We start from the raw sequence: 25,431 nt of genomic DNA on the forward strand, positions 1-25,431 counted from the left end.
GATGGCCGAGTCACAACCCTTATCCGCCGCCCCTGAGGGGGCGGAATACCTGAGAGCGGTGCTACGCGCGCCGGTCTATGAAGCCGTGCAGGTCACGCCCCTGCAAAAAATGGAAAAACTCTCTTCGCGCCTCGACAACGTCATCCTGGTGAAGCGTGAAGACAGGCAGCCGGTGCACAGCTTCAAGCTGCGCGGAGCCTACGCGATGATGGCCGGGCTGACCGACGAGCAAAAAGCGCGCGGCGTGATTACCGCGTCGGCGGGCAACCACGCGCAGGGCGTGGCGTTTTCCTCGGCGCGTCTGGGGCTGAAGGCGCTGATCGTGATGCCGGTTGCTACCGCCGATATCAAGGTCGACGCGGTGCGCGGTTTCGGCGGAGAAGTCTTGCTCCACGGGGCTAACTTTGACGAAGCCAAAGCCAAAGCGATTGAGCTGGCGCAGCAGCAGGGGTTCACCTGGGTGCCGCCGTTCGACCACCCGATGGTGATTGCCGGGCAGGGTACGCTGGCGCTGGAGCTGTTGCAGCAGGACGCCCATCTCGACCGCGTTTTCGTCCCGGTGGGTGGCGGCGGCTTAGCCGCTGGTGTGGCGGTGCTGATCAAACAGCTCATGCCGCAGATCAAAGTCATTGCCGTGGAAGCGGAAGACTCCGCCTGCCTGAAAGCGGCGCTGGATGCCGGGCATCCTGTGGATCTGCCGCGCGTCGGGCTGTTTGCCGAGGGCGTGGCGGTGAAGCGCATTGGCGACGAAACGTTCCGCCTGTGCCAGGAGTATCTCGACGATATCGTCACCGTCGACAGCGACGCTATCTGCGCGGCGATGAAAGATCTGTTCGAAGACGTGCGTGCGGTGGCGGAACCCTCCGGCGCGCTGGCGCTGGCGGGGATGAAGAAATACATCGCCCAGCACAATATCCGCGGCGAGCGTCTGGCGCACGTGCTTTCCGGTGCCAATGTGAACTTCCACGGCCTGCGTTACGTGTCCGAGCGCTGCGAGCTCGGCGAACAGCGTGAAGCCCTGCTGGCGGTGACCATTCCGGAAGAGAAGGGCAGCTTCCTGAAGTTCTGCCAGCTGCTGGGCGGCCGTTCGGTAACGGAGTTCAACTACCGCTTTGCCGACGCCAAAGATGCCTGCATTTTTGTCGGCGTGCGTCTGAGCCGTGGCGTGGAGGAGCGCAAAGAGATCCTCAGCCTGCTGCACGACGGCGGCTACAGCGTGGTCGATCTCTCTGACGATGAGATGGCGAAGCTGCACGTGCGTTACATGGTCGGCGGCCGTCCTTCCAAGCCGCTGAAGGAACGCCTGTTCAGCTTCGAGTTCCCGGAATCACCGGGCGCGCTGCTCAAGTTCCTGCACACGCTCGGCACGCACTGGAACATCTCCCTGTTCCACTACCGCAGCCACGGCACCGACTACGGGCGCGTGCTGGCGGCGTTCGAACTGGGCGAGCACGAGCCGGATTTCGAAACGCGCCTGAACGAACTGGGCTATGAATGTCATGACGAAACCCATAACCCGGCTTTCAGGTTCTTTCTGGCTGGTTAGTGGTTCGGCAATATCGTCCAGAACGCATCAATAAGCGGCTCATGCAGCCGCTTTTTTTGTGCGCACACGCCCAGCTCAAACGGCGTCTTCTCGTCGCTGCGCTCCAGAATCATCACGCGGTTGCGCACCGGTTCCGGGCTGTTTTCCAGCACCACTTCCGGCAGCAGCGCCACGCCGCAGCCAAGCGCCACCATCGACACCATCGCCTCATGGCCGCTGACGGTAGCGTAAATCGACGGGTTGCTGATTTTCTGACGGCGGAACCACAGCTCGATGCGGCGGCGCACCGGCCCCTGATCGGCCATGATAAACGGCACCGTCGACCAGTCCGGTTTTTCTACCGAGACCTGGTTACGCACCGGGCAGGGCAGCGCCGGGGCAATCAGCACCACCGCCAGATTCTCCAGCATCGAGAACGCCACCGCCCCCGGCAGCGTTTCCGGTTTTCCGGCAATCGCCAGATCCGCTTCGCCCGTGACCACTTTTTCCATCGCGTCGGCGGCATCGCCGGTGGTGAGCTTAATTTCAACCGACGGATGTTCCGCGCGGAAGCGGTCAAGAATGGGGGGAAGATGGCTGTAGGCAGCGGTCACGGAACAGAAAATATGCAGCTCGCCGGAAAGCGACGGCCCCTGCTGGTCGATGGTGTGCCGCAGCTGCTGATACTGCAACAAGGTTTGCTGGGCAAAGATGCGCAGCTCTTCGCCGGCTTCCGTGAGGGTGACGGTGCGGTTATCGCGCACGAACAGCGGCTGGCCGAGGTCTTCCTCAAGGCGCTGGATCTGGCGCGAAAGCGTGGACGGGCTGACGTGCATCGCCCGGGCGCTGCGGCCAAAGTGACGGCTTTCCGCCAGGTGCAGGAACATTTTCAGATCGCGTAAATCCACCGATTCCACTCCCTCTTTTTACATTGCATAAATTGCAATGTGACGTTGTGAATATATCAATTTCCGCAATAAATTTCCTGTTGTAATGTGGGTACATTGTCGCTGAAAGGCGAACCGAACAATAAATTACTCGTCGTCTTTCACGTTGTAGGTGCGTTGTCTACGTCAACTCACCCCAGTCACTTACCAGAGTAAGCTCCTGGGGGTTCGCAGACTTGACGCCTTCCTAAAACGTGAAATCCATAGAGTAATAAACAACACAACATCACGAGGTATCACCCATGGCTAACTACTTTAATACACTGAACTTGCGCCAGCAGCTGGCGCAGCTGGGCAAATGCCGCTTCATGGCGCGCGATGAATTTGCTGATGGCGCGAGCTACCTTCAGGGTAAAAAAGTGGTCATTGTCGGCTGTGGCGCACAGGGTCTGAACCAGGGCCTGAACATGCGTGACTCCGGGCTGGATATCTCCTACGCCCTGCGCAAAGAAGCGATTGCCGAGAAGCGCGCTTCATGGCGTAAAGCGACCGAAAACGGCTTCAAAGTGGGCACCTACGAAGAGCTGATCCCGCAGGCGGATCTGGTGGTGAACCTGACGCCGGACAAGCAGCACTCTGACGTTGTGCGTTCCGTACAGCCGCTGATGAAAGACGGCGCCGCGCTGGGTTACTCCCACGGCTTCAACATCGTTGAAGTGGGCGAGCAGATCCGTAAAGACATCACCGTGGTGATGGTGGCACCGAAGTGCCCGGGCACCGAAGTGCGTGAAGAGTACAAACGTGGCTTCGGCGTACCGACGCTGATCGCCGTTCACCCGGAAAACGATCCGAAAGGCGAAGGCATGGCGATTGCCAAAGCCTGGGCAGCGGCCACCGGCGGCCATCGTGCGGGCGTACTGGAATCTTCCTTCGTTGCGGAAGTGAAATCTGACCTGATGGGCGAGCAGACTATCCTGTGCGGCATGCTCCAGGCTGGCTCTCTGCTGTGCTTCGACAAGCTGGTGGAAGAAGGCACCGACCCGGCATACGCGGAAAAACTGATTCAGTTCGGCTGGGAAACCATCACCGAAGCGCTGAAGCAGGGCGGCATTACGCTGATGATGGACCGTCTGTCCAACCCGGCAAAACTGCGCGCGTTCGCACTCTCTGAACAGCTGAAAACCATCATGGCGCCACTGTTCCAGAAACATATGGACGACATCATCTCCGGCGAGTTCTCCTCCGGCATGATGGCAGACTGGGCGAACGACGATAAGAAACTGCTGACCTGGCGTGAAGAGACCGGTAAAACCGCGTTCGAAACCGCACCACAGTACGACGGCAAGATCACCGAGCAGGAGTACTTCGATAAAGGCGTCCTGATGATTGCGATGGTGAAAGCAGGCGTTGAGCTGGCGTTCGAAACCATGGTGGATTCCGGCATCATTGAAGAGTCTGCGTACTACGAATCGCTGCACGAGCTGCCGCTAATCGCAAACACCATCGCCCGTAAGCGTCTGTATGAGATGAACGTGGTGATCTCCGATACCGCCGAGTACGGTAACTACCTGTTCTCTTACGCCTGCGTACCGTTGCTGAAAGAGTTCATGACCACCCTGCAAGCGGGCGATCTGGGCCAGGCGATTGCGGAAGGTGCGGTTGATAACGCGCAGCTGCGTGACGTTAACGAAGCGATTCGCAGCCACGAAATCGAGAAAGTGGGCCAGAAACTGCGTGGCTACATGACCGATATGAAACGTATCGCGGTAGCAGGCTAAACACGATGAATCGGGTGGCGCAAGCCACCCGAACTGTTTTAGCTACGCAGTATCGCGCCGGGATAACCCAGCTGGCGCCACGCCTCATACACCACCACCGACACCGCATTCGACAGGTTCATGCTGCGGCTGTCCGGCATCATCGGAATACGAATTTTCTGCTCGGCTGGCAGGGCATCCAGAATGGTGGCCGGCAGGCCGCGGGTTTCCGGACCAAACATCAGATAATCCCCGTCCTGATAGCTTACGGCGCTGTGCGCTGGCGTGCCTTTGGTGGTCAGGGCGAACATGCGCTGCGGCTTCTCTGCGTCCAGAAACGCGGCGTAATCGTGATGACGAACGACGGCAGTAAACTCATGGTAGTCCAGCCCCGCGCGGCGCAGACGTTTGTCGTCCCACGTAAAGCCCATCGGCTCAATGATGTGCAGACGAAAACCGGTGTTGGCGCACAGGCGGATAATATTGCCGGTGTTCGGCGGAATTTCTGGTTCGAATAAGACGATGTTAAGCATGCTGCCCCCTTAATTGCGGGGGCAGAATAGCAGAAAAGAGAGGGACTAGGCGACGCCCGGCTCCTGCGCGCGGCTATACAGCATTTTGTAGACGGTTGCCGCCGCGGCCACGAGAGCAGGCACGCTGAGGATCATTAAAATACTGTCTGCCTGCTACTGCATGGAAAGAAGCTGGGCGCTGGTCATGGTGCCCGCCACGCCGCCGAAGCGGCCGATCCCCTGCATCCAGGCGATACCCGTCGCGCGGCACTCGGTAGGGTAAAAGGTGGCGGCCAGGGTCTGCATGCCCGACTGCGCGCCGTTCATCGCGATCCCCATCAGGAAAATTAACCCGCCAAACAGGGCGATATGGTTATGCTCAATGCCGAGTAAAAGAATCAGGCCCATCGTCAGCACGAAACCACACGCGACCACCTTGTGCGCTTCCCAGCGATCCATCATCCAGCCCGCGAGCAAAATGCCAGCGGTGCCGCCGAAGGTGAACAGCGAGGTGAGCCAGGCGGATTCCGCCAGCGCATACCCCATCCCCTGCATCAGCGTCGGCATCCAGCTCAGCAGGACGTAATAAATCACCAGTCCCATAAAGTAGGTGACCCACAGCATCAGGGTGCCGGGCAGCCAGGGCATGGAAAACAGCTGCGACACGCTGCCTTTTTTCGACGCGACTTTCTCCTCTGTCAGGAAAAAGCCCGTGACGCTATCCAGCGTGCTGCGGGCGAACCGGCTGGCGATGCGGCGAACCTGGGCGACGTCTTTCCCGCGCTGCACCAGAAACTTCACCGACTCCGGCAACAGCAGCGCCAGCAGCACCGTTAAAATCAGCGGCGCAATCGCGCCGGTCAGCAGCACGCTTCGCCAGCCATGGTGAGGGATAAGCCAGGACGAGATCGCCCCGCCGCCCGCCGCACCCAGCGGAAAGCCGCAGTACATGGTGTTAATTGCCATGGCGCGGCAGCGCTGGGGGGCAAACTCTGAGATCAGCGTGATGGCGTTAGGCATCGCGGCGCCCAGCCCGAGACCGGTCAGAAATCGCCATAGCGTCAGGGTATTCAGACTTTGCGCCCAGGCCGTGCCCAGGCTCGCCAGGCCGAAGAAGAGACACGAAAAGACCAGCACGCGCTTGCGTCCCATCCGGTCCGATACCGGACCTGCAATCAGGGCTCCCAGCGACAGCCCCAGCAGCGCCGCACTCAGCACCGGCCCCAGATCCTGTTTATGTATTCCCCACTCCGTCGACAGCGTAGGCGCAATGTAACCCATCGCTGCGGTATCAAACCCATCGATCGCCAGCACCAGAAAGCCCAGCACAATAAGAAGCCAGTGAAACCCTGAAAAGGGACTTTCATCGATCACCTGCTGAATATCCACCCGACCTGAATACGTCATACGTTCCCCTCCGATGTGATGTTGTTTTTGTGTTCTTGTATTTGCTTGTCTATACAATTGCGGAGGGGCGGGGTGTGTCAAATTTTCTTATCAAGAATGTTACGCAGGTGTTATTTTCGACAAAAAAAGCGCCCGAGGGGAAAGTCGGGCGCGGAAGAAGGGGAGGCTAACCGGGGGAGATCAGGCCGCGTTTCCCTGAGAAAGAGGGGCCAGCGCCGCAGGCAGCTTACTGAGCTCCTGCACCAGCGAGTCTTTGTTGATTTCGCTAATCGACTTCGCCCCGGTCAGGGTCATCGCTACTTTCATCTCTTTCTCGATCAGGTTCAGCAGATTCGCCACGCCCGCCTGGCCGCTGGTGGCCAGCGCGTACAGGTAAGCACGGCCCAGCAGCACGCTGTCGGCGCCGAGCGCAATCATGCGCACCACGTCCAGCCCGTTACGGATGCCGCTATCGGCCAGGATCGCAATATCGCCTTTCACCGCATCGGCAATGGCCGGCAGGGCGCGGGCGGAGGAGAGCACCCCATCAAGCTGGCGGCCACCGTGGTTAGAGACCACGATCCCATCGGCGCCAAAACGCACCGCGTCGCGGGCATCTTCCGGATCGAGGATCCCTTTGATCACCATCGGGCCGTCCCAGAATTCGCGGATCCACTCCAGGTCTTTCCAGGAGATCGACGGATCGAAATTGTTCGCCAGCCAGCCAATGTAGTCCTCCAGCCCGGTCGGTTTACCCAGGTAGGCCGAAATATTGCCCAGATCGTGCGGACGGCCGTTCAACCCGACATCCCACGCCCACTGCGGGTGCGTCACCGCCTGCCAGTAACGGCGCAGGGCCGCGTTAGGGCCGCTCATGCCGGAGTGGGCGTCGCGGTAGCGCGCGCCGGGGGTCGGCATGTCGACGGTAAAGACCAGCGTTGAGCAGCCCGCCGCTTTGGCGCGCTCCAGCGCGTTGCGCATAAAACCGCGATCGCGCAGGACGTACAGCTGGAACCACATCGGGCGCTTGATGGTCGGGGCGACTTCTTCAATCGGGCAGACGGACACGGTGGAAAGGGTAAACGGAATGCCTTTGGCATCTGCGGCGGCGGCGGCCTGCACTTCACCGCGACGGGCATACATGCCACATAAACCGACAGGTGCGAGCGCTACCGGCATGGAGAGCGTCTCGTTAAACAGCTTCGTCTCAAGGCTCAGGTCAGACATATTTTTCAGCACGCGCTGGCGCAGGGCCACTTCCGACAGATCCTCCACGTTACGGCGCAGGGTATATTCGGCATACGCCCCGCCGTCGATATAGTGGAACAGGAACGGGGGCAAAATGCGCTGCGCCGCGGCGCGATAGTCACTGGCTGCTGAAATAATCATGCTTTGTTCTCCCTGGAAATATCACTCTCGCCAGGCAGACGGGTAATACGCGCCTGTCGGGCCTGATCTTCATCGAATCGTTTAATGGTGGTATGCACGAAGCCGAGATGCGCCATCATCGCCTTGCGCGCGGCTTCGGCATCTCCGGCCAGAATGGCGTTGAGCACCGCCTCGTGCTGTTCGGTCAGCTGGGCAAACACCGGCGGCACCAGATACATGCGCTGGCGGCTCTGCTTGACGGAGGATTGCAGCAGGTCGAAGAACCCGCGCATGGTTTGCAGCAGCACCACGTTGTGCGAGGCCTCGGCAATCGCCAGATGGAACCGCACGTCCGCCTGGGAGGCGATGTCCGGGTCGCTGCTTTGCGTGGCTTCAAAACAGGCTTTGAGCTTCTCTTTGTCGGCGTCGGTTGCCCGCATCGCCGCGTGCCACGCGGTGCTGGTTTCGATGGCGTGACGCGCTTCGAGGATGTCGAAGCTGTAGTCCGGGTCGTTTTCCATCAGCGTCTTCAGCGGCTGCACGATGTTTTGTTCGGACCAGTCGTCATGCTGCCAGCGCACGAAGGTGCCGCCGCCGCGACGGCTCAGCAGCACCCCTTCACTAACCAGCGTCGCCAGCGCCTCGCGCAGTGAGTTGCGCGACACGCCAAGCTGAGCGGCAAGCTGACGCTCGGCGGGCAATCTCATGCCCGCTTCCAGCTGTTGTTCTTCTATCAGCGCCCGTACGCGAGTGGCAATCTCTTCGGACAGGCGTCTGGGCATCACTATCATGGAATCATCCAGGTTAAGACATAGGCCTGCAATGTGGTGATCACGCCCACCATGCAGGTAAATATCAGGCTGTGTTTAACGGTAAAGCGGAACAGATCCGACTCTTTGCCTACCAGCCCCACCGCAGCACAGGCAATGGCGATGGACTGCGGTGAGATCATCTTCCCGGTCACGCCGCCGGTGGTGTTCGCAGCGACCAGCAGCACGTCCGAGACGCCAATCTGCTGCGCGGCCGTGGCCTGTAGGGCAGCAAACAGGGCGTTAGATGACGTATCTGAACCGGTCAGGAACACCCCCAGCCAGCCGAGGAACGGCGAGAAGAAGGTAAACGCGTGGCCGGTATGCGCCAGCGCTAACGCCAGCGTCGACGACAGGCCGGAGTAATTCGAAATAAACGCGAACGCCAGCACCATGCCGATGGAGTAAATCGGCAGCATCAGCTCTTTAATCGTCGCCGCAAAGGTCTGTACCGCGGCGGCAGGCTTCATGCGCAGCCACACAACGGAAAGGATAGCGGCAAACAGGATGGCCGTACCGGTGGCTGAGAACCAGTCGAACTTAAACACTGCCGCATACGGCGTGGCGTCGTGCACCACCGGCGGCATACGGGCGACCATTTTGTCGAGGAACGGCACGGAGATATTAATCACCATGTCGTACAGCGCGCCGCCCGGGGCGAAGAGGGCTTTAAACGGCGGAATGCTCCACAGCGTCACGGTGGCGGTCAGGAACAGGAACGGTGACCACGCGCGCACAATCTGTCCGGCGGTATAGCCGGTGCGCGCCAGCGTCTGATCCACGTGCGATGCGCCCATGTCAGCAAAGCGGAAGATACGTACCGGCTGCCAGCGTTTCAGGAACAGCGTCAGGCAGACCAGCGACACCAGGGAAGAGATGATGTCCGGCAGTTCCGGGCCGAGGAAGTTGGAGCTGAGATACTGGGCAATGGCGAACGAACCGCCCGCTACCATCACCGCAGGCCAGGTCTCCTTCACGCCGCGCCAGCCGTCCATAATCGCCATGATCCAGAACAGCACGATAATGGTCAGGAACGGCAGCTGGCGGCCCACCATCTGGCCGATCTCGAAGCTGTCCAGCCCGGTCACCTGGCCCGCCACCAGAATCGGAATGCCCATCGCGCCAAACGCCACCGGGGCGGTGTTCACAATCAGGCACAGGCCAGCGGCATACAGCGGATTAAAGCCCAGCCCGACCAGCAGAGCGGCGGTGATCGCCACCGGCGCGCCAAATCCTGCCGCCCCTTCAAGGAACGCCCCGAAGGAGAAACCGACAATCAGCATCTGTAAACGCTGGTCCGGTGTAATAGAGAGAATCGACGAGCGAATAATGTCGAACTGCCCGGTTTTCACCGAGATTTTGTAGACAAAGACGGCGGCGATGATGATCCACGCAATCGGCCACAGGCCGTAGAAGAAACCATACACCACGGAGGCCAGCGCGCGATCGACCGGCATTTTATAGAAGAACAGCGCCACCAGCAGGGCGATGGCAACGGTGTACGTTGCGGCAAGGTAGCCCTTCAGCTTGAGCTTTATCAGCGCAAAGAAGAAGAACAGGATCGGTAGCGATGCGATCAGGCTCGACAGCCAGATATTCCCGGCCGGATCGTAGTTTTGTTGCCAGAGGCTCATGCAGGTCTCCTGAGGACCACACGGGTGTTCGTCGGGTGAGTCTCTGCTCATCTCAGCGTCACACTTAGTGTAAAAGTGGTCCTTCCAATATTGTGATGTAGGGTTAATGGCAATAAATGGTTAACCAAGTGTTGCTATTCAGCAATGCTTTTGTGAAGTGGAGCATCGAAACTGTGAACGATGGATAGCTTTACGCATGATTGGTAGGACCAAAACCGCAAGTTCAACTCACCGCGTGCGTTGGGAGCGGTAGTCAGGTGGAGGGCATTACATTCGCCTTTTGAGCAGATACGGCGCGTAAAAGAGGTTGAATAAAATGGGTATGTGATAATATTGCGTGAATCAAATGAGGTTTGTTTGTTTTATTTATGTTTTTGAAAATCTGTATATGTGTGATCAGAGTGATATATTTCCAATAAATAAAAAATTTTTTTGGTTAAAAATGCGAAATCGAAGCTGTAGCAAAAAATTTTAATTAAGGTAAATTTCACATATAGATTTTAACAGTGTATTACAAACGATCAATTGCTGATCGATAAGGAAATATCCTGTTTAACCGTGATTTTTCAGGATAAAGTGAAAGAATTTTTTGCTGAAGTGACATTTTTTGGCTAATAATATCCTGAAATAAATTGATCAAACAATGATCAGTTAACTCTCTTGTAATTTAGTTGCGGTATTAAAAGCAGATTAATAATTATTAGGGCAATGGAAAGGGGTTAAATTTGTTAGCTGAGTGTTAATTTCAGAATATTTACAAGCGCGGCGTATTACTTTTCAATACGTAGACGTTAAAAGGCATTTGATTTACTATTTATTCAGAAGCAACGTAACAGAAGATTTTAAATTTATTACTAACCACAACGTATTCAGTGTTATTTTCGGCCAGAAGTCATTCCTCAGTTGAAGGATATCTGTGTATGGCCTTCTGAAAATATACGGATTATCACCATGGGATGGACCCTGCTTTATTCTATAAGGTCGCGTCACCCATTCTGCTAAAACCCTTTCGGTGGCGTTTTTAAATCCTTATAGCGGTTATTGTACCTGGTACAACAAGTCTATATCTGTTTAATTTACAGAGGGGAAAGTGTTCCAAATGAAAATCAAAAATGTGGCGCTGGCGATTGCCGCGGCGGGGCTGCTGTTATCTTCTCAATCGGTACTGTCAAGCAGTGATTCTGGCGTTAATGCTTCTCTGGATACCGGTGCGGGTTCGCAAAGTACGGGCGGGGTGATCAATTTTACAGGGAAGATTACCCTTATTTCCTGTGATATTACTCCGGCCTCTAAAAACAAAACGGTAGACCTTGGGGCGTGGGCAAAAAGCTACTTTGACGATCACAACGAAACGACGCCGCGCGAGTTCAAAATCAACGTGGAAAACTGCCCGGAGACGGTTGAATCGGTTGCGGTACTGTTTGACGGAACCAAAGATACGGTGAATGACACACTGCTTCAGGTTACGCCAGGTGAAGGTATGGCGACGGGTGTCGGCGTGAAGCTTTATAACAGCGATCGCAGCACGGCGATTAAACCGGGTACGGTATCTGAAACAACCTCACCGGATGATGAAGGCAATGCTGAATTAACTTTCTATGCCGCACTTGACAAAGATGGCACAGAAATCAACGCCGGCGATGTTAACGCCGTTTCTAACTTCCTGATGGTTTATAACTGATTTCACTGTCAGCCACCTCCAGAGATAATAATGATGAAACGTTTATCGTATATTATGCTCACTGCATTAATGGTTAGTTCTGCGTCAGTTTCCGCTGGCGTTGTAATGGGGGGAACACGGATCGTATACCCACAACATAGCAAGGAGGTGGCATTTTCTGTTTCTAATATGGAAAGTGCGGTTCCCTATCTTATTCAGTCGTGGGTTGAAGGGGATGGGCAGGGTAAAAATAACGCTGCGCCATTTATTGTCACGCCACCTCTGTTCAGACTTGATCCGGAGCAGACCAACACGCTGCGTATTCAATATACCGGCGCTCCGCTGCCCACAGATCGTGAATCTGTATTCTGGCTCGATATTAAAGCGATTGCGCCAAAGCCAAAAGAGAGCAGCAACGAATTACAAGTTAACGTTAAATCGAAATTTAAAATTTTCTACCGCCCGGACAATCTAAAAGGGGACGCTGCAACTGCCTGGCAGAAAATAACGTTTTCGCGGACGGGAAAAGGGCTTAAGGCCGCTAACCCGACGCCATACTACGTCTCTTTTTATCGGCTGACCGTTGGCGGGCATAAAATTGAGCAGCCGGGCATGATCGGTCCAGGGGAAACCCGTGAATGGCCTGTGTCCGCCTCCGGGGGCGTAAGCTGGTCGGCTATTAATGATTTTGGTGCCATCACCGCCACCCACACCCAGCCTCTTTAAGATCATGCCTTTTCGCCTGTTTCGTTACGCGCCGCTTTCAGTGTTGCTGCTTAGCTTCAGCCGTGCGGGGATGGCCGAGGATTACTTTGATCCCGCCGCGCTGGAGCTTTCCTCTACTGAACAGAAAACGGCGGATCTGCACTATTTCTCTGAAAAGGGCGGGCAGATGCCAGGCACCTGGCTCGTGACGCTGGAGATTAACGGACGCGAGGAGCGGCATCAGGAGATCACCTTCGTCAATGAGAAAGGCAGCCTGCAACCCGTTTTTAGCGTATCGCTGCTGGAAGCGCTTGGAGTAAATGTAGGGGCCATTCCTGCATTCTCCCGGTTGCAGGAGGGAGAAACGTTCACGCACCTCGAGGATTTTATTCCGGCAGCGCGAACCTCCTATGATTTCAACCAACAGCGCCTTTTTCTCAACCTGCCGCAGGCGGCGATGAAACACCGCAGCCGTGGCTACGTGCCGCAGTCGCAGTGGGACGATGGTATCCCGGCGGCATTTACTGATTACAGTCTGTCGGGCGGTCAGGCCCGTCATCAGAGCGGGGTCACGACATCCAGCTATCTGAGCCTGCGTAACGGCATCAATCTGGGGGCGTGGCGGTTGCGCAACACTTCGGCCTGGAGCCACAGCGACGCGGGCGGCAACCATTTTCAGTCGCAAAGTAGCTGGCTGAGCCGGGATATTCGCCGTCTTAACAGCCAGCTACGGATCGGCGATGCCTGGACCGCAGGCGACGTCTTCGATAGCGTGGCGTTTCGCGGGGTTCAGCTCTCGTCCAGCGAGAGCATGTTACCCGACAGCCAGCGCGGCTTCGCACCAACCATCCGCGGCGTTGCACACAGCTTCGCTAAAGTCTCCGTTTCGCAAAATGGCTATGTGATCTATGAAACCTGGGTGGCCGCCGGGCCATTTATCATTAACGATCTGTTCCCCGGCGCACAAAGCGGCGATCTACAGGTTACGGTCACGGAAAGTGACGGCTCAACGCGCGTCTTTACCCAACCCTATTCTGCGGTGCCGTTTATGCGACGCCAGGGCAGCCTGAAATACAGTCTCAATGCAGGACGATTTCACTCCGGTTCCGGCGATGCGCGTTCGCCTGAGTTTGTTGAAGGCGCTTTTTTCTACGGTCTGCTCTCCAGGATGACGGTGTATGGCGGCTTTCGTACGGCGAGCAACTACCAGGCCGGTGCAATTGGCATAGGCAGAGGGTTTGGCGCATTTGGCTCGCTGGGCATTGACGATACGCTGGCAAAAAGCCATTTACCCGACGGCAAAAACGCGATAGGGCAGGCGTGGCGCATTCAGTATCAGAAAGATTTCAGCGCTACCGGCACCGCCTTCAACCTGGCGAGTTATCGCTATGCCTCGCGCAATTACTATGAATTTAGTGAACTGAATCAGTCTGACAGCCAACAGCTGCAACTCAATAATCGCCGTAGCCGCTCGCAGGTCACCTTTTCACAGACGCTGGGTCAGTTCGGCAGCCTCAGCGTCTCGGCATGGATGCAGGATTACTGGCATACGTCCGGGCAGGATAAAACCATCCACATTGGCTGGTACACCAGCTGGCGGGGCATTTCCTGGGGCGCGGGATATGACTACACCGACTCAGCGCGTGAGCAGCATCCCGATCGCACCGTGTCGTTTAACGTCAATGTTCCGCTTGGCCACTGGTTACCGGACAGCTCGGTCAGTTACTTCATCAACCACAACAATCGTGGAATGACCACGCAGCAGATGTCTCTCAACGGCAGCGCGCTGGCGAATCGCAACCTTAATTACAGCGTTCAGCAGAGTAAGGCCAGCGAGGGACAAGCCGACAGTACCAGCCTGGCGCTGCAATACAACGGTGGCTACGGCAACGTCAGCCTCGGTTATGACCACAGCCGAAGCGGTAGCAACGCGAGCCTCGGACTCGCCGGAGGCGTTATCGCCACGCAGTATGGCGTCACGCTTAGCGAGCCGCTGGGCGATACCGTCGCCCTGCTGCGCGTGCCCGGTGCGGCGAACGTTGAGCCGGAGGGTTACAACGGGATCCATACCGACAGCCGCGGCTATGCGGTCATGCCAACGCTCTCGGCGTATCGCAAAAATACCGTCAGCCTTGATACGGCGACGCTGGGTGAGAACGTCGACGTTGAGCAGAGCGGTCTGACGCTCATTCCCACCAGCGGCGCGGTGGTGCTGGCCAATTACAAAACCCACATTGGTTATCGCGTTCTGTTTTCCCTGCGCTACCACGGTGAACCGTTGCCGTTTGGCGCGCAGGCTGAAGTGGTGGAGCAGAACCGCCATTCTGCAAACCGAAGCATGGTCGCTGACGGCGGTCAGGCCTACCTGAGCGGAGTACCCGAGCGCGGCACCCTGCGCGTCACCTGGTATGAAAACGGGGAGCAGCAGCAATGCCAGACACCTTTCAGACTGGGGAAAGCTCATATGGCCCCCGGCATCGCTACGCTGTCTCTTGAGTGCCACTAGAGGAATATCATGCGTCGTTTTATTCACTGGTTTTTCTATCTCAGTCTGCTTTCGCTTTTTGGCATGCTGAGTTTTCATGCCCATGCCCAGACTTCAACCTGCCGCACCACGCGCGATCAGTGGGTCGTTCAGGTGCCTTATGCCATTGGGTATGCGCCCGGCACGTCTGACTGGACGCCGATATCTGCGCCGATACAGTCTACCGGGGCGGATTTCTACAGCTGTGATGGCGGGAATGACGCCTGGCGTAGTATCGGCTTTGTCGACATGGATAACCCCGTCGGCACCGTGGTGGGGGAAGACGGCGCGTCACGTCACGTCTATAAAACTCAGATCGACGGCATCGGCTACGCGCTGGGGTTCCGGGAACAGCAGTACTGCGGCGCCGATGCGGTACGCTATATTGACGGCACAAGTCAGGTGAATGGCAAAGAGTCCCGGCGTATCTGCGATGCCTCACAGAATCCTGCCTTTGCCAGCGCCCCAACGTATAAATTGCAGTTCTGGGTGGTGTTTTACAAAATCCCGACGACCAGCCCCATGCCTGACGATAACGCCAACTCCCAGGAGCAAAATGTCGGATCGCTGATATTGCAGGCGGGAGAAAATCAAGCCAGCGCCACCAACGTGGCGACACCAGTACAGATTCATCTCGCCAGCTTCACCGTCAGGCGTACCAGCTGTTCAGTGGGCTCTCGCAGCATTCTTGTTCCCATGGGGAGCGTGAGCCAGCGTGAATTTCACGGCATCGGCTCCCGCGCCGGGGGCGGACGCTTCAGCATTCCGGTGACTTGCGAAAATAACACGGCGGTGAAGATGGGTTTCTTTGGCGATACCACGCCGGGCAACGATCGGGCGCTGGCGTTGACGAAGCAGGAGGATAGCGCCAGCGGTGTCGGGATCGAACTGCTTTACGGTGACAATACCGGTTCGGTTCAGGGGCAGGTGGTACCGTGGAACACCCCGCAGGTGTCAGCGCTTGGGCAAGTAGGGGATAACCAGACGCAAACCTTCTGGTTTGATGCGCATTACATTCAGACGGAAGCGAACGTGACGGCGGGAAAAGCGGATGCGATGGCCACGTTTAACCTGATTTACAACTGAGTTTCCCCTGCCGCAGCGGCAGGGGAGGACGATCAGAACGCGGTCTTACAAAAACCCGTCATCTCTTTCAGGCCCATTTCGCGACCAAGCTCAGTCATCGGGTGCACCACCACCAGGCCACGGACGCTTTTCTTCAGCTTGCCCATGTCGGCCTGCTCTTTTTTGGTGATCGCGCGGCGATGCGGCATGTTCATCAGCTTCTGCGCTTCTTTACTCAGCTTCTGGCCTTTCACTTCGCGCAGGCGTTCAATTTCCGCCTCCAGCTTCACGGACTCTTTTTCCAGCTCGGCATATTTCTCGGCGGAATCAACAAGGGAGAGGCCGGCCATCTGATGGCGGATCATATCCAGACGGTCGCTCAGGCGTTTAATTTCGTTCTTTTCGACTTCTTTCATGACAAATAACTCTGAAAACGGGGAATTTACAGGGAAGGATACACCAATGTGTGCGGGCTTACTTCTGAAACGCTTTTTTTAAGCTGATTTTAGAAATCAGCTCAGTCAGGGAAAGCACCATGGTGGAGCGGACAACCTGTTGATAACGCAGCTTTTGCATCGCATACAGCTCTGGGTCGCTGTTATCAAACTGAGGTGCGGGAGGGAGCGCGGATACGCAGTGCAGTTCGCCGAAGGGCCCCAGTATCTCATCATCGGTAAAGGTGTACTCATTGCCGTCATGATTGAGCTCTTCGCGCAGCGCCATTAACAGCTCGGCGTCTTCATACTCCTGACGGTTCAGCACGCCGAGACCGTAAATCAGCTTCAGCCGTACCGATAAATCGCCCAGCGGTCCGTCTCCGTCCAGTAACGGTTCTACAGCATACTTTACCGCGTAGTCGTCTTTGCGAAACACCTGAAGCACCAGAATGTTTACCGCCTCGGTTAACAGCTCGACAGCGGTAATCAGGAAACTTCGTACGGTTTTGCCAGCATTCAGACGCTCAAGCACACGATTTTCAAAGGCCTGGGTTTGTTCCATTATTGCCTGCATATCTGACAATCTGTTATTCGGGCGCAGGCTCACCTGCGCCGGACTCTGCATCATTTGGTTGCGTTGTATGCGCTGACCGCCTCCGCAACTACGTCACTGTTGGCATCCAGACCGGAGATCTGCGCCAGCGCAGCTTGCGCGCCTTTGTCATCAATCAGCTGAGCCAGCTCAATTGCCTGCGGGTCCTGCTCGCTGCGGTAGTGCATTGCGGCAGCGATTCCCTTCACCAGGTTAGCGTGCGGCAGGCCGTATTCCAGCGTGCCCAGCAGCGGTTTAATCAGGCGATCGCCCGCGCTCAGTTTACGCAGCGGCTGACGACCCACGCGCTCAACGTCATCTTTCAGATACGGGTTTTCAAAACGACCGAGGATTTTCTGGATGTATGCTGCGTGTTTATCAGCATCAAAACCGTAGCGTTTGATCAGCACCGCGCCGCTCTCTTCCATTGCCCCTTTGACCACCGCACGGATGTTCTCATCGAGGATCGCGTCACGAATGGTCTGATGACCGGCCAATTTTCCGAGGTACGCGGTTATAGCATGCCCGGTGTTCAGCGTGAAGAGTTTACGTTCGACAAATGCCATCAGGTTATCGGTTAATTCCATTCCCGGAATGGTCGGCAGCGCGCCCTTAAACTGGGTTTTATCAACGATCCACTCGCTGAAGGTTTCCACGGTCACTTCCAGCGGGTCGTTGGTGGCGGATGCTGACGGCGGAACGATGCGATCCACGGCGGAATCAACAAAACCTACGTGCGCTTCAACCCAGGCTTTATCTTCGTCGGCGACGGCCGCAAGAACGTGGCCTTTCAGCTGCGTGGTGCCGCGCACCATGTTTTCACAGGCGATGATGTTCAGCGGCGTTTCAACGCCCTGTGCTTTACGCTTCGCCAGGCCTTTCGCGACCGCCGGGGCGATACGCTCAAGCACCACCGGACCCACGGCTGTGGTGACCAGATCAACGCTGGCAATAAGATCGATAACATCGTCGCCAATGCTGCTTACCGCGTTGACGCCAGAGACCGTTTCAACCTGTTCGTTTTCACCCACCACGTGAACCTGATAGCTATGACGGGCATTCAGGGCATCCAGAACCACCTGATTCACATCGGCGAATGTCAGGGTAATGCCCGCGTCTGCCAGCAGTTTACCGATAAAGCCACGACCAATATTACCTGCGCCAAAATGTAATGCTTTCATAGTGTTAACCTTCATCAATGTTTTTACCCGAGAGGGCTGGGGTGAGGAACGTTTTCCCCTCACCCTAGCCCTCTCCCCGGGGGGAGAGGGAGGAGTACCGTTATTTGTTAAGCAGGGCCAGAACTTCTTCAACGCTGGTGGTGTTGGCCAGACGCTCAATAACCGTTTCGTCATCCAGCGCGTTGGTCAGGCTGGTAATCACCTGGATATGCTCGTTGTTGCGAGCGGCGATACCAATCACCAGACGGGCGATGTCGTCCTCTTCTTCACCGAAGCGCACGCCATCAGGATACTGACAGAACACCACGCCGGTTTTCAGCACGCGGTCTTTGGCTTCCACCGTACCGTGTGGAACCGCGATGGATTCACCCAGGTAGGTTGGGGTCAGCTTTTCACGCTCCAGCATCGCCTCAACGTATTCCGGCTGAACGTAGCCACCTTTCACCAGCTGCTCACCGGCGAAGCGAATGGCCTCTTCTTTATTGGTCGCCGTGCGGCCAAGGAAGATGTTTTCTGCGCCCAGTTTGAACAGATGCGCGTTGCTCTCGTCGAAGCTGTCTTGCAGGCTGGTACGTACTTTCACTTCGTTATCTTCATGGCGCTGCGCCGCCACCAGACGTTCGGTCAGGCTCGTGTACAGGCCGCTGTCGAGGAAGTTGGTCAGGGAAATGTGCTGCGCCTGCGGTACCTGACGCATAGCGCGTTCGGTCAGATCGCGGTGCGTGATCACCAGGTCAACGTCCGGCGGCAGGCTGTTAATCGCGCTGTTGGTGACGGAGATGTTGGTCAGACCCGCATCCTGCACTTTCTTACGCAGCACGCCCGCACCCATTGCGCTGGAGCCCATACCGGCATCGCAGGCAACGATGATTTTACGAACGTGGCTCAGGTCGTTAGAGACATCGCCTGCCGCCAGCGGCGTTGCGCCTTTGGATTCGGCTTTCATGTCATGCATACGACGGGTTGCCGCTTCGATATCGTCGTCTTCTTTCACCTTGCTGGTTTTCAGCAGGATAGCGGAGGCCACGAAGGAGACCGCCATGGCCGCACAGATCGCCGCGATGTTCGCGAAGTAGGCGCCTTTCGGGGTCATCGCCAGCACCGCCAGGATAGAGCCTGGAGAAGCCGGAGAGACCAGACCGCCGCCCAGTACGCTCAGGGTGAACACGCCGGTCATACCGCCGAGGATAACGGCCAGGATCAGGCGTGGGTTCATCAGTACATACGGGAAGTAAATTTCGTGAATACCGCCCAGGAAGTGAATGATCGCCGCGCCGCCAGCAGACTGTTTCGCGCTGCCGCGACCAAAGAACATGTATGCCAGCAGAACGCCCATACCCGGACCCGGGTTCGCTTCAATCAGGAAGAAGATGGACTTGCCGAGATCGTGTGACTGCTGAATCCCCAGCGGTGAGAAGATACCATGGTTGATGGCGTTGTTCAGGAACAGGATTTTCGCCGGTTCAACGAAGATTGACGCCAGCGGCAGCATGTCATGCGCCACCATGAAGTTAACGCCCGCAGCCAGCAGCTTGGAGAGCACTTCAACCGCCGGGCCAATGCCGAGGAACGCCAGAATCGCGAGGATCATCCCGATGATGCCCGCGGAGAAGTTGTTCACCAGCATTTCGAAGCCGGATTTGATCTTGCCATCAACCCAGACGTCAAATTTCTTAATCGCCCAGCCGCCCAGAGGACCGGCAATCATCGCACCGAGGAACATCGGCATATCCGCACCGACGATCACCCCCATGGTTGTGATGGCACCCACGACGCCACCACGGTCACCGCCCACCAGACGACCACCGGTATAACCGATGAGCAGCGGCAGCAGGTACGTAATCATTGGGCCAACAAGTTTCGCCAGCGTTTCGTTAGGCAACCACCCTGTCGGAATAAATAATGCGGTGATAATACCCCACGCGATAAACGCGCCGATATTTGGCATCACCATGTTGCTGAGGAAACGACCAAAGCTTTGCACTTTGATCTTGAAATCGGATGACATAAAACACCCCTTCTTATGTTTACGCTTAGGCTTGTGGCCCGAGGTTTATCGTTAATGTGCGGCGGCAGAGGTAGCCGGGCCCTGTTCTGATGCTGTGAAATCTGGCACTGAATCGTTCAACTGTCCAGACAGCGAAATTTTGTGTGATCTGAATCACATGAATGTAGGGGGTGAGGACATTAATGAAGTGATCGCGATCACATAATGAGTGTGTAAAAAAAATACATCGTTCAGAATTACGCCAAAATGGGCGGGTTTTTGTGATTAATATCACAATGTTAAGTTGGCTGTTTGTTTTCAGATTGTGATTTGATTCACAAAATATTTTTATGCAGATTTCTCCCGTATCCCCTCACGACAGGAATGCGATACGCACACCTGTCTTTTACCACGGCTTGATCCATACTGACCTCTTTGTGGGCATTAAGGATAAGCAATGAAACTCATCGGCAGTTATACAAGTCCTTTCGTGCGTAAGATTTCGATTCTCCTGCTGGAGAAAGGGATTGAATTTGAATTCGTAAATGAACAACCCTACAACGCTGAGAACGGCGTTGCGCAGTACAACCCGCTGGGGAAAGTCCCGGCGCTGGTAACGGACGAGGGCGACTACTGGTTTGATTCCCCGATCATTGCGGAGTACATCGAGCTGCTTGGCGTTGCGCCGGCCATGCTGCCGGCGGATCCAAAAGCAGCGCTGGCGATGAAGCAAATTGAAGCCCTGGCGGATGGCATTATGGATGCGGCATTAACGTCCGTACGCGAGCAGGCAAGGCCCGCCGCCCAGCAGTCAGAAAATGAGCTGCTGCGCCAGCGCGAAAAAATCAGCCGCAGCCTGGATATGTGCGAACAGCTGATCCGCGACGGGAAAATTCAGAGCGATAGCCTGAATCTGGCGACGATCGCCATCGCCTGCGCCATCGGCTACCTCAATTTCCGCCGCGTCTCGCCGGGCTGGTGCGTAGATCGTCCGCTGCTGGTCAAACTGGCGGAGACGCTCTTCCAGCGCGAAAGTTTCGCCCGGACTGAACCGCCAAAGGCTTGATGCGGGTTATAACACTTCCTGGCGGGAGGCGGTACAATCCCCCCACATGTTAACTCCCTCTCCCGTCGGGAGGGGGGAAGATATTTACTCGCCAGGCGCATTCATGACTACTCATCATTCCCTCTACAGCCAGATCCCCGCTACCGATCGTCTGCTTCGTGACCCGCGCATCACTGCGGTGCTGGAGCAGTTTGGCCATACTGCAACGGTCGACATGCTACGCCAGCTTCAGGACGATGCGCGTCGCCATATTCAGGCTGAGAACGCGCTACCCGGCTGGTGCGAGGCATGGGCGCAGGAAGTTGAAAGGAGGTTGAGCAAGCACGCGCAAAGCGCGTTGCGCCCGGTTATTAACCTGACAGGCACGGTTCTGCACACCAATCTGGGCCGGGCACAGCAGGCAGAAGAGGCAATAGAGGCCGTCACCCGGGCCATGCGCTCGCCGGTGACGCTGGAGTACGATCTGGACGGCGCCGGGCGCGGACATCGCGATCGCGCGCTGGCGGATCTTCTCTGCCAGATCACCGGCGCGGAAGATGCCTGCATTGTGAATAACAACGCGGCGGCGGTGCTATTAATGCTGGCGGCCACCGCGAGCGGAAAAGAGGTTGTCGTCTCTCGCGGCGAGCTGGTGGAGATCGGCGGTGCGTTTCGTATTCCGGATGTCATGCGCCAGGCGGGCTGCACGCTGCATGAAGTGGGCACAACCAACCGTACCCATGCAAAAGATTATCGCGCGGCGGTGAATGAAAACACCGCCCTGCTGATGAAAGTGCATACCAGCAATTACCACATTGAGGGTTTCACCAAAACGGTGGAAGAGGCTGAACTGGCCGCCATCGGGCGCGAGCTAAACGTGCCGGTGATTGCCGATCTTGGCAGTGGGTCGCTGGTGGATATGCGCCAGTATGGTCTGCCAAAAGAGCCAATGGTGCAGGAAATGGTTGCCGCGGGCGTAAGCCTGGTTAGTTTCTCTGGCGATAAACTGCTGGGCGGGCCGCAGGCGGGTATTATCGTCGGCAGGCGCGAACTGATTGCGCAGCTACAGCAGCATCCGCTGAAGCGCGCCCTGCGTGCCGATAAAATGACGCTGGCCGCGCTGGAAGCCACGCTGCGGCTCTATCTCCACCCGGAGAAACTGGCTGACCGCCTGCCCACGTTGCGTTTGCTGAGCCGTGATGCGGCCTCTGTTCGCGCGCAGGCGGAAGCGCTACTGCCGCAGGTTGCTCCTCATTACCCTGAGTTTGAAGTTCGTATCGAGCCTTGCCTGTCGCAAATTGGCAGCGGCTCGCTGCCGGTGGACAGGTTACCGAGCGAAGCGCTGACGTTCACCCCGCGCGACGGACGCGGAAGCCAGCTTGAGGCGCTGTCGGCGCGCTGGCGCGCATTACCGACGCCGGTGATTGGCCGGATCGGTGACGGGCGCATGTGGCTGGATTTACGCTGTCTGGAAGATGAAGTGCGGTTTCTGGAGATGATGTTGAAATGATTATTGCCACCGCCGGTCACGTTGACCACGGCAAAACCACGTTATTGCAGGCCATTACGGGCGTGAATGCCGATCGCCTGCCGGAAGAGAAAAAGCGCGGCATGACCATTGACCTGGGTTACGCCTACTGGCCGCAGCCCGACGGTCGCGTGCTGGGCTTTATCGACGTGCCCGGCCACGAGAAGTTTCTTTCCAATATGCTCGCGGGCGTGGGCGGGATCGATCACGCCCTGCTGGTGGTCGCGTGCGATGACGGGGTGATGGCGCAAACGCGCGAGCATCTGGCGATCCTCCAGCTGACGGGAAACCCGCAGTTGACCGTCGCCCTCACCAAAGCGGACCGTGTGGAGGAGGCGCGTATCGACGAGGTGCGTCAAGAGGTGCTGGCGGCGCTGAGTGAATACGGTTTTAAGGATGTCGCACTGTTTGTCACCGTAGCGACAGAAGGCCGCGGTATCGATGCTCTTCGCAACCATTTGCAGCAGATCCCGTCTCGTGAACAGGCCAGCCATCACCGCTTCCGTCTGGCGATCGACAGGGCGTTTACCGTGAAAGGGGCTGGGCTGGTGGTGACCGGTACCGCGCTGAGCGGGGAAGTGAACGTGGGCGATACCCTGTGGCTGACGGGCGTGAACAAACCGATGCGCGTGCGCGGGCTTCATGCGCAAAACCAGCCGGTGGAACAGGCCCACGCCGGGCAGCGTATCGCGCTGAATATTGCCGGTGATGCCGAAAAAGACCAGCTTAACCGCGGCGACTGGCTGCTGGCCGACGCGCCGCCGGAGCCCTCTGAACGGATTATCGTTTCTCTCCAGACCCATACGCCGCTGACCCAGTGGCAGCCGCTGCATATCCACCACGCGGCCAGCCACATCACCGGACGCGTGTCGCTGCTGGAAAACGATCTCGCCGAACTGGTGTTCGACTCCCCGCTCTGGCTGGCGAATAACGACCGCCTGGTTCTGCGCGATATTTCGGCGCGGGAAACGCTGGCGGGCGCGCGCGTGGTCATGCTGGATCCGCCCCGTCGCGGCAAACGTAAGCCCGAGTATTTACAGTGGCTGGCCGCGCTGGCCCAGACCCGCGATGATAAGTCTGCGTTAGATATCCACCTTGAGCGTGGCGCGGTGGATCTGGCGGCGTTCGCCTGGGCGCGCCAGCTCAGCGGCGAAGGATTGCGTCTTCTGACGCAGGAGCCAGGTTTTATTCAGGCCGGGAACAGCCTGCTGAACGCGCCGGTGGCGGCGCGCTGGCAGCGCAAAGTGCTGAGCACGCTGGCGACCTACCATGAACAGCATCAGGATGAGCCCGGCCCGGGCCGTGAACGTCTGCGGCGCATGGCGTTGCCCATGGAAGACGACGCGCTGGTGCTGTTGCTGATTGAAAACATGCGTGAAAGCGGCGTTATTGCAAGTCATCACGGCTGGCTACACCTGCCGGAACACAAGGCCGGTTTTACCGCTGAGCAGGACGCGGTCTGGCAAAAAGTGGCGGCGCTGTTTGGCGATGAACCGTGGTGGGTGCGCGATCTGGCGCGTGAAACCAATACCGATGAGCAGCTGATGCGTCAGGTACTGCGCCATGCGGCACAGCAGGGGATGATTGTGGCGATCGTGAAAGATCGTTATTACCGCAACGATCGGATCGTAGCGTTTGCGAACCTGATCCGGGAGCTGGATCAGGCGCGCGGATCAACCTGCGCCGCAGACTTCCGCGATCGGCTGAATGTGGGACGCAAACTGGCGATTCAGATCCTGGAGTATTTCAACCGCATCGGGTTTACGCGTCGTCGTGGCAATGACCATGTGCTACGCGACGCGCAGTTATTTCCGTAAGCGTTAAGCGCTGCGCGCCTGCTTCTGCTTAGCCAGCCAGACCGCGCCCAGCCTTCCCGCCTGGTTACCCAGCTCGCAGGGAAGGATGGGCACCCGGAGCGCCTCCCACTCCTCGAATCGCTGTAGGTATTTATCCAGCAGGAGATAGATTTTCTCCTGCTCGCTAATGCCGCCGCCAATCAGCACCGCCTGCGGATCAAACATGGAGATCACGCTGTAGATGCCGCGCGAGAGGAAATGCGCCCACTCTTCTATGGCCTCACGCAGATGCACGTCGCTGTCCATGCGTTTAAACAGCTCCTCACCGTCAGGCATCTCATCTTCCGACACGGCCAGCGCGCGGCGGCAGGCTTTCATCAGGCCGCTGGCTGACGCCACTTCGTGCATCGGCTCGCCGTTGTTGCCAACGGGCAGCACGCCAAACTCACCCGCCCGGTAGTGCGACCCACGGTAGAGATCGCCCTCCATGACGATACCGCCGCCGATGCCGGTGCCGATGGTGATGCAGACAAAATGCTCATAGTCCTTGCCGGCGCCCTGCCAGCGTTCGCCCAGCGCCGCGCAGTTGGCGTCATTTTCGGTTGTTACGGGGAGATCGGTCAGCTGTGCGAAAAGCTCGCACAGGTTTTCACCGTCAAGGTAATCCAGCGCCCCGGCCTTGGCCGCTTCGCCGGTATGGTGATTGATGTGGCCCGGAAAACTCACGCCGATGCCGACGATCTCATGCTCCTGGCGGTACTTATCCACCACCGCTTTCCACTTCTGTTTGAAGGTGCTTTCATCGTCAGGCGTATCATATTCATCGGATGTCAGTTCTTCGCCGTTTTCGTTAATCACGCCGTGTTTGATGTGGGTTCCGCCCACGTCAAAGCCGATAAATAGCTGCATTGCATCGTTCCTCATGAGCCCCTGAGCTATTAAGTATGGCTCTGGCGGCAGAAACGAAACGTAAAGTACGGTAATCCGTGATACGGCTCGTAAACCCGTTACCGACTGGCGAGAAAACCACCAG

19 protein-coding genes and 1 pseudogene are annotated in these 25,431 nt (G+C 57.2%); 9 read left to right on the plus strand and 11 right to left on the minus strand.

Features of this window, described 5'->3' with window-relative positions:
• The first annotated feature begins 1 nt into the window (after nucleotide 1).
• Complete coding sequence (gene ilvA / locus AM329_RS18980) at nucleotides 2-1,546, plus strand: threonine ammonia-lyase, biosynthetic (protein WP_032608562.1); 1,545 nt, start codon at nucleotides 2-4, stop codon at nucleotides 1,544-1,546.
• Here ilvA and ilvY read toward each other — a convergent pair.
• Nucleotides 1,543-2,433 carry an HTH-type transcriptional activator IlvY gene (gene ilvY / locus AM329_RS18985; protein ID WP_022652050.1) on the minus strand — a complete coding sequence of 297 codons (891 nt, stop codon included), beginning with the start codon at nucleotides 2,431-2,433 and terminating at the stop codon, nucleotides 1,543-1,545. The two genes, ilvA and ilvY, sit on opposite strands and share 4 nt — an antisense overlap.
• Before the next feature lie 281 nt (nucleotides 2,434-2,714).
• On the opposite strand from ilvY, the gene ilvC reads away from it, so the two are divergent.
• A complete protein-coding gene (gene ilvC, locus AM329_RS18990) occupies nucleotides 2,715-4,190 on the plus strand; it encodes a ketol-acid reductoisomerase (protein WP_006808634.1) in 1,476 nt (491 codons plus the stop codon).
• Between the two features lie 38 nt (nucleotides 4,191-4,228).
• Here ilvC and trmL read toward each other — a convergent pair whose 3' ends face one another.
• The 5 genes and pseudogenes from trmL to lldP all read right to left on the minus strand — a co-directional run bounded on the left by trmL (nucleotide 4,229) and on the right by lldP (nucleotide 9,878).
• A complete protein-coding gene (gene trmL, locus AM329_RS18995; protein WP_022649772.1) occupies nucleotides 4,229-4,702 on the minus strand; it encodes a tRNA (uridine(34)/cytosine(34)/5-carboxymethylaminomethyluridine(34)-2'-O)-methyltransferase TrmL in 474 nt (157 codons plus the stop codon).
• Between the two features lie 45 nt (nucleotides 4,703-4,747).
• Nucleotides 4,748-6,088: pseudogene (locus AM329_RS19000) on the minus strand (MFS transporter).
• 180 nt (nucleotides 6,089-6,268) lie between these two features.
• On the minus strand, nucleotides 6,269-7,456 hold the full coding sequence (gene lldD / locus AM329_RS19005) for a quinone-dependent L-lactate dehydrogenase (protein WP_032665644.1): 1,188 nt from the start codon (nucleotides 7,454-7,456) through the stop codon (nucleotides 6,269-6,271).
• The gene (gene lldR, locus AM329_RS19010; protein WP_032608565.1) at nucleotides 7,453-8,226 is read right to left on the minus strand and encodes a transcriptional regulator LldR; all 774 of its coding nucleotides are present in this window, start codon (nucleotides 8,224-8,226) and stop codon (nucleotides 7,453-7,455) included. The genes lldD and lldR overlap by 4 nt, the downstream gene beginning before the upstream one ends.
• Nucleotides 8,223-9,878: an L-lactate permease gene (gene lldP, locus AM329_RS19015; protein WP_003860175.1), complete on the minus strand. Its 1,656-nt coding sequence runs from the start codon at nucleotides 9,876-9,878 to the stop codon at nucleotides 8,223-8,225. The genes lldR and lldP overlap by 4 nt, the downstream gene beginning before the upstream one ends.
• Nucleotides 9,879-10,977: 1,099 nt before the next feature.
• Between lldP and AM329_RS19020 the strand changes: the two genes are divergently transcribed.
• Genes AM329_RS19020 through AM329_RS19035 form a run of 4 tightly spaced genes read left to right on the plus strand, consistent with a single transcriptional unit; the run spans nucleotide 10,978 to nucleotide 15,853 of the window.
• Nucleotides 10,978-11,559, plus strand: coding sequence for a fimbrial protein (locus AM329_RS19020; RefSeq protein WP_032608567.1), 582 nt, complete (start codon nucleotides 10,978-10,980; stop codon nucleotides 11,557-11,559).
• Nucleotides 11,560-11,589: 30 nt separating this feature from the next.
• Nucleotides 11,590-12,264, plus strand: a complete 675-nt coding sequence (locus AM329_RS19025) for a molecular chaperone (RefSeq protein ID WP_022652045.1) — start codon at nucleotides 11,590-11,592, stop codon at nucleotides 12,262-12,264.
• Between the two features lie 4 nt (nucleotides 12,265-12,268).
• On the plus strand, nucleotides 12,269-14,749 hold the full coding sequence (locus tag AM329_RS19030) for a fimbria/pilus outer membrane usher protein (protein ID WP_032608568.1): 2,481 nt from the start codon (nucleotides 12,269-12,271) through the stop codon (nucleotides 14,747-14,749).
• Between the two features lie 9 nt (nucleotides 14,750-14,758).
• The gene (locus AM329_RS19035; RefSeq protein WP_032608569.1) at nucleotides 14,759-15,853 is read left to right on the plus strand and encodes a fimbrial protein; all 1,095 of its coding nucleotides are present in this window, start codon (nucleotides 14,759-14,761) and stop codon (nucleotides 15,851-15,853) included.
• Nucleotides 15,854-15,885: 32 nt separating this feature from the next.
• Here AM329_RS19035 and AM329_RS19040 read toward each other — a convergent pair whose 3' ends face one another.
• From AM329_RS19040 to AM329_RS19055, 4 genes are all read right to left on the minus strand, one after another.
• A complete protein-coding gene (locus AM329_RS19040; protein ID WP_022652042.1) occupies nucleotides 15,886-16,248 on the minus strand; it encodes a YibL family ribosome-associated protein in 363 nt (120 codons plus the stop codon).
• 58 nt (nucleotides 16,249-16,306) lie between these two features.
• Nucleotides 16,307-16,897, minus strand: a complete 591-nt coding sequence (gene mtlR, locus AM329_RS19045) for a mannitol operon repressor MtlR (RefSeq protein ID WP_023315021.1) — start codon at nucleotides 16,895-16,897, stop codon at nucleotides 16,307-16,309.
• Nucleotides 16,894-18,042 carry a mannitol-1-phosphate 5-dehydrogenase gene (gene mtlD, locus AM329_RS19050; protein WP_017382581.1) on the minus strand — a complete coding sequence of 383 codons (1,149 nt, stop codon included), beginning with the start codon at nucleotides 18,040-18,042 and terminating at the stop codon, nucleotides 16,894-16,896. The genes mtlR and mtlD overlap by 4 nt, the downstream gene beginning before the upstream one ends.
• A gap of 100 nt (nucleotides 18,043-18,142) precedes the next feature.
• Complete coding sequence (locus AM329_RS19055) at nucleotides 18,143-20,050, minus strand: PTS mannitol transporter subunit IICBA (protein WP_023315019.1); 1,908 nt, start codon at nucleotides 20,048-20,050, stop codon at nucleotides 18,143-18,145.
• Nucleotides 20,051-20,486: 436 nt separating this feature from the next.
• Between AM329_RS19055 and AM329_RS19060 the strand changes: the two genes are divergently transcribed.
• The 3 genes from AM329_RS19060 (at nucleotide 20,487) to selB (ending at nucleotide 24,419) form a co-directional block, all read left to right on the plus strand.
• Nucleotides 20,487-21,095, plus strand: a complete 609-nt coding sequence (locus tag AM329_RS19060) for a glutathione S-transferase (protein WP_015572763.1) — start codon at nucleotides 20,487-20,489, stop codon at nucleotides 21,093-21,095.
• 103 nt (nucleotides 21,096-21,198) lie between these two features.
• Entirely contained in the window at nucleotides 21,199-22,584 is a 1,386-nt protein-coding gene (gene selA / locus AM329_RS19065; protein WP_022652040.1) for an L-seryl-tRNA(Sec) selenium transferase, read from the plus strand.
• A complete protein-coding gene (gene selB / locus AM329_RS19070) occupies nucleotides 22,581-24,419 on the plus strand; it encodes a selenocysteine-specific translation elongation factor (RefSeq protein ID WP_023323871.1) in 1,839 nt (612 codons plus the stop codon). Before selA ends, selB begins: the two co-directional genes overlap by 4 nt.
• A gap of 3 nt (nucleotides 24,420-24,422) precedes the next feature.
• On the opposite strand, the gene AM329_RS19075 is transcribed toward selB, so the two are convergent.
• Nucleotides 24,423-25,307, minus strand: a complete 885-nt coding sequence (locus tag AM329_RS19075) for an ROK family protein (protein WP_003860164.1) — start codon at nucleotides 25,305-25,307, stop codon at nucleotides 24,423-24,425.
• Nucleotides 25,308-25,431 lie beyond the last annotated feature (124 nt).

This window comes from Enterobacter cloacae complex sp. AR_0002 (assembly GCF_001922365.1).
GTDB lineage: Bacteria > Pseudomonadota > Gammaproteobacteria > Enterobacterales > Enterobacteriaceae > Enterobacter > Enterobacter hormaechei_C.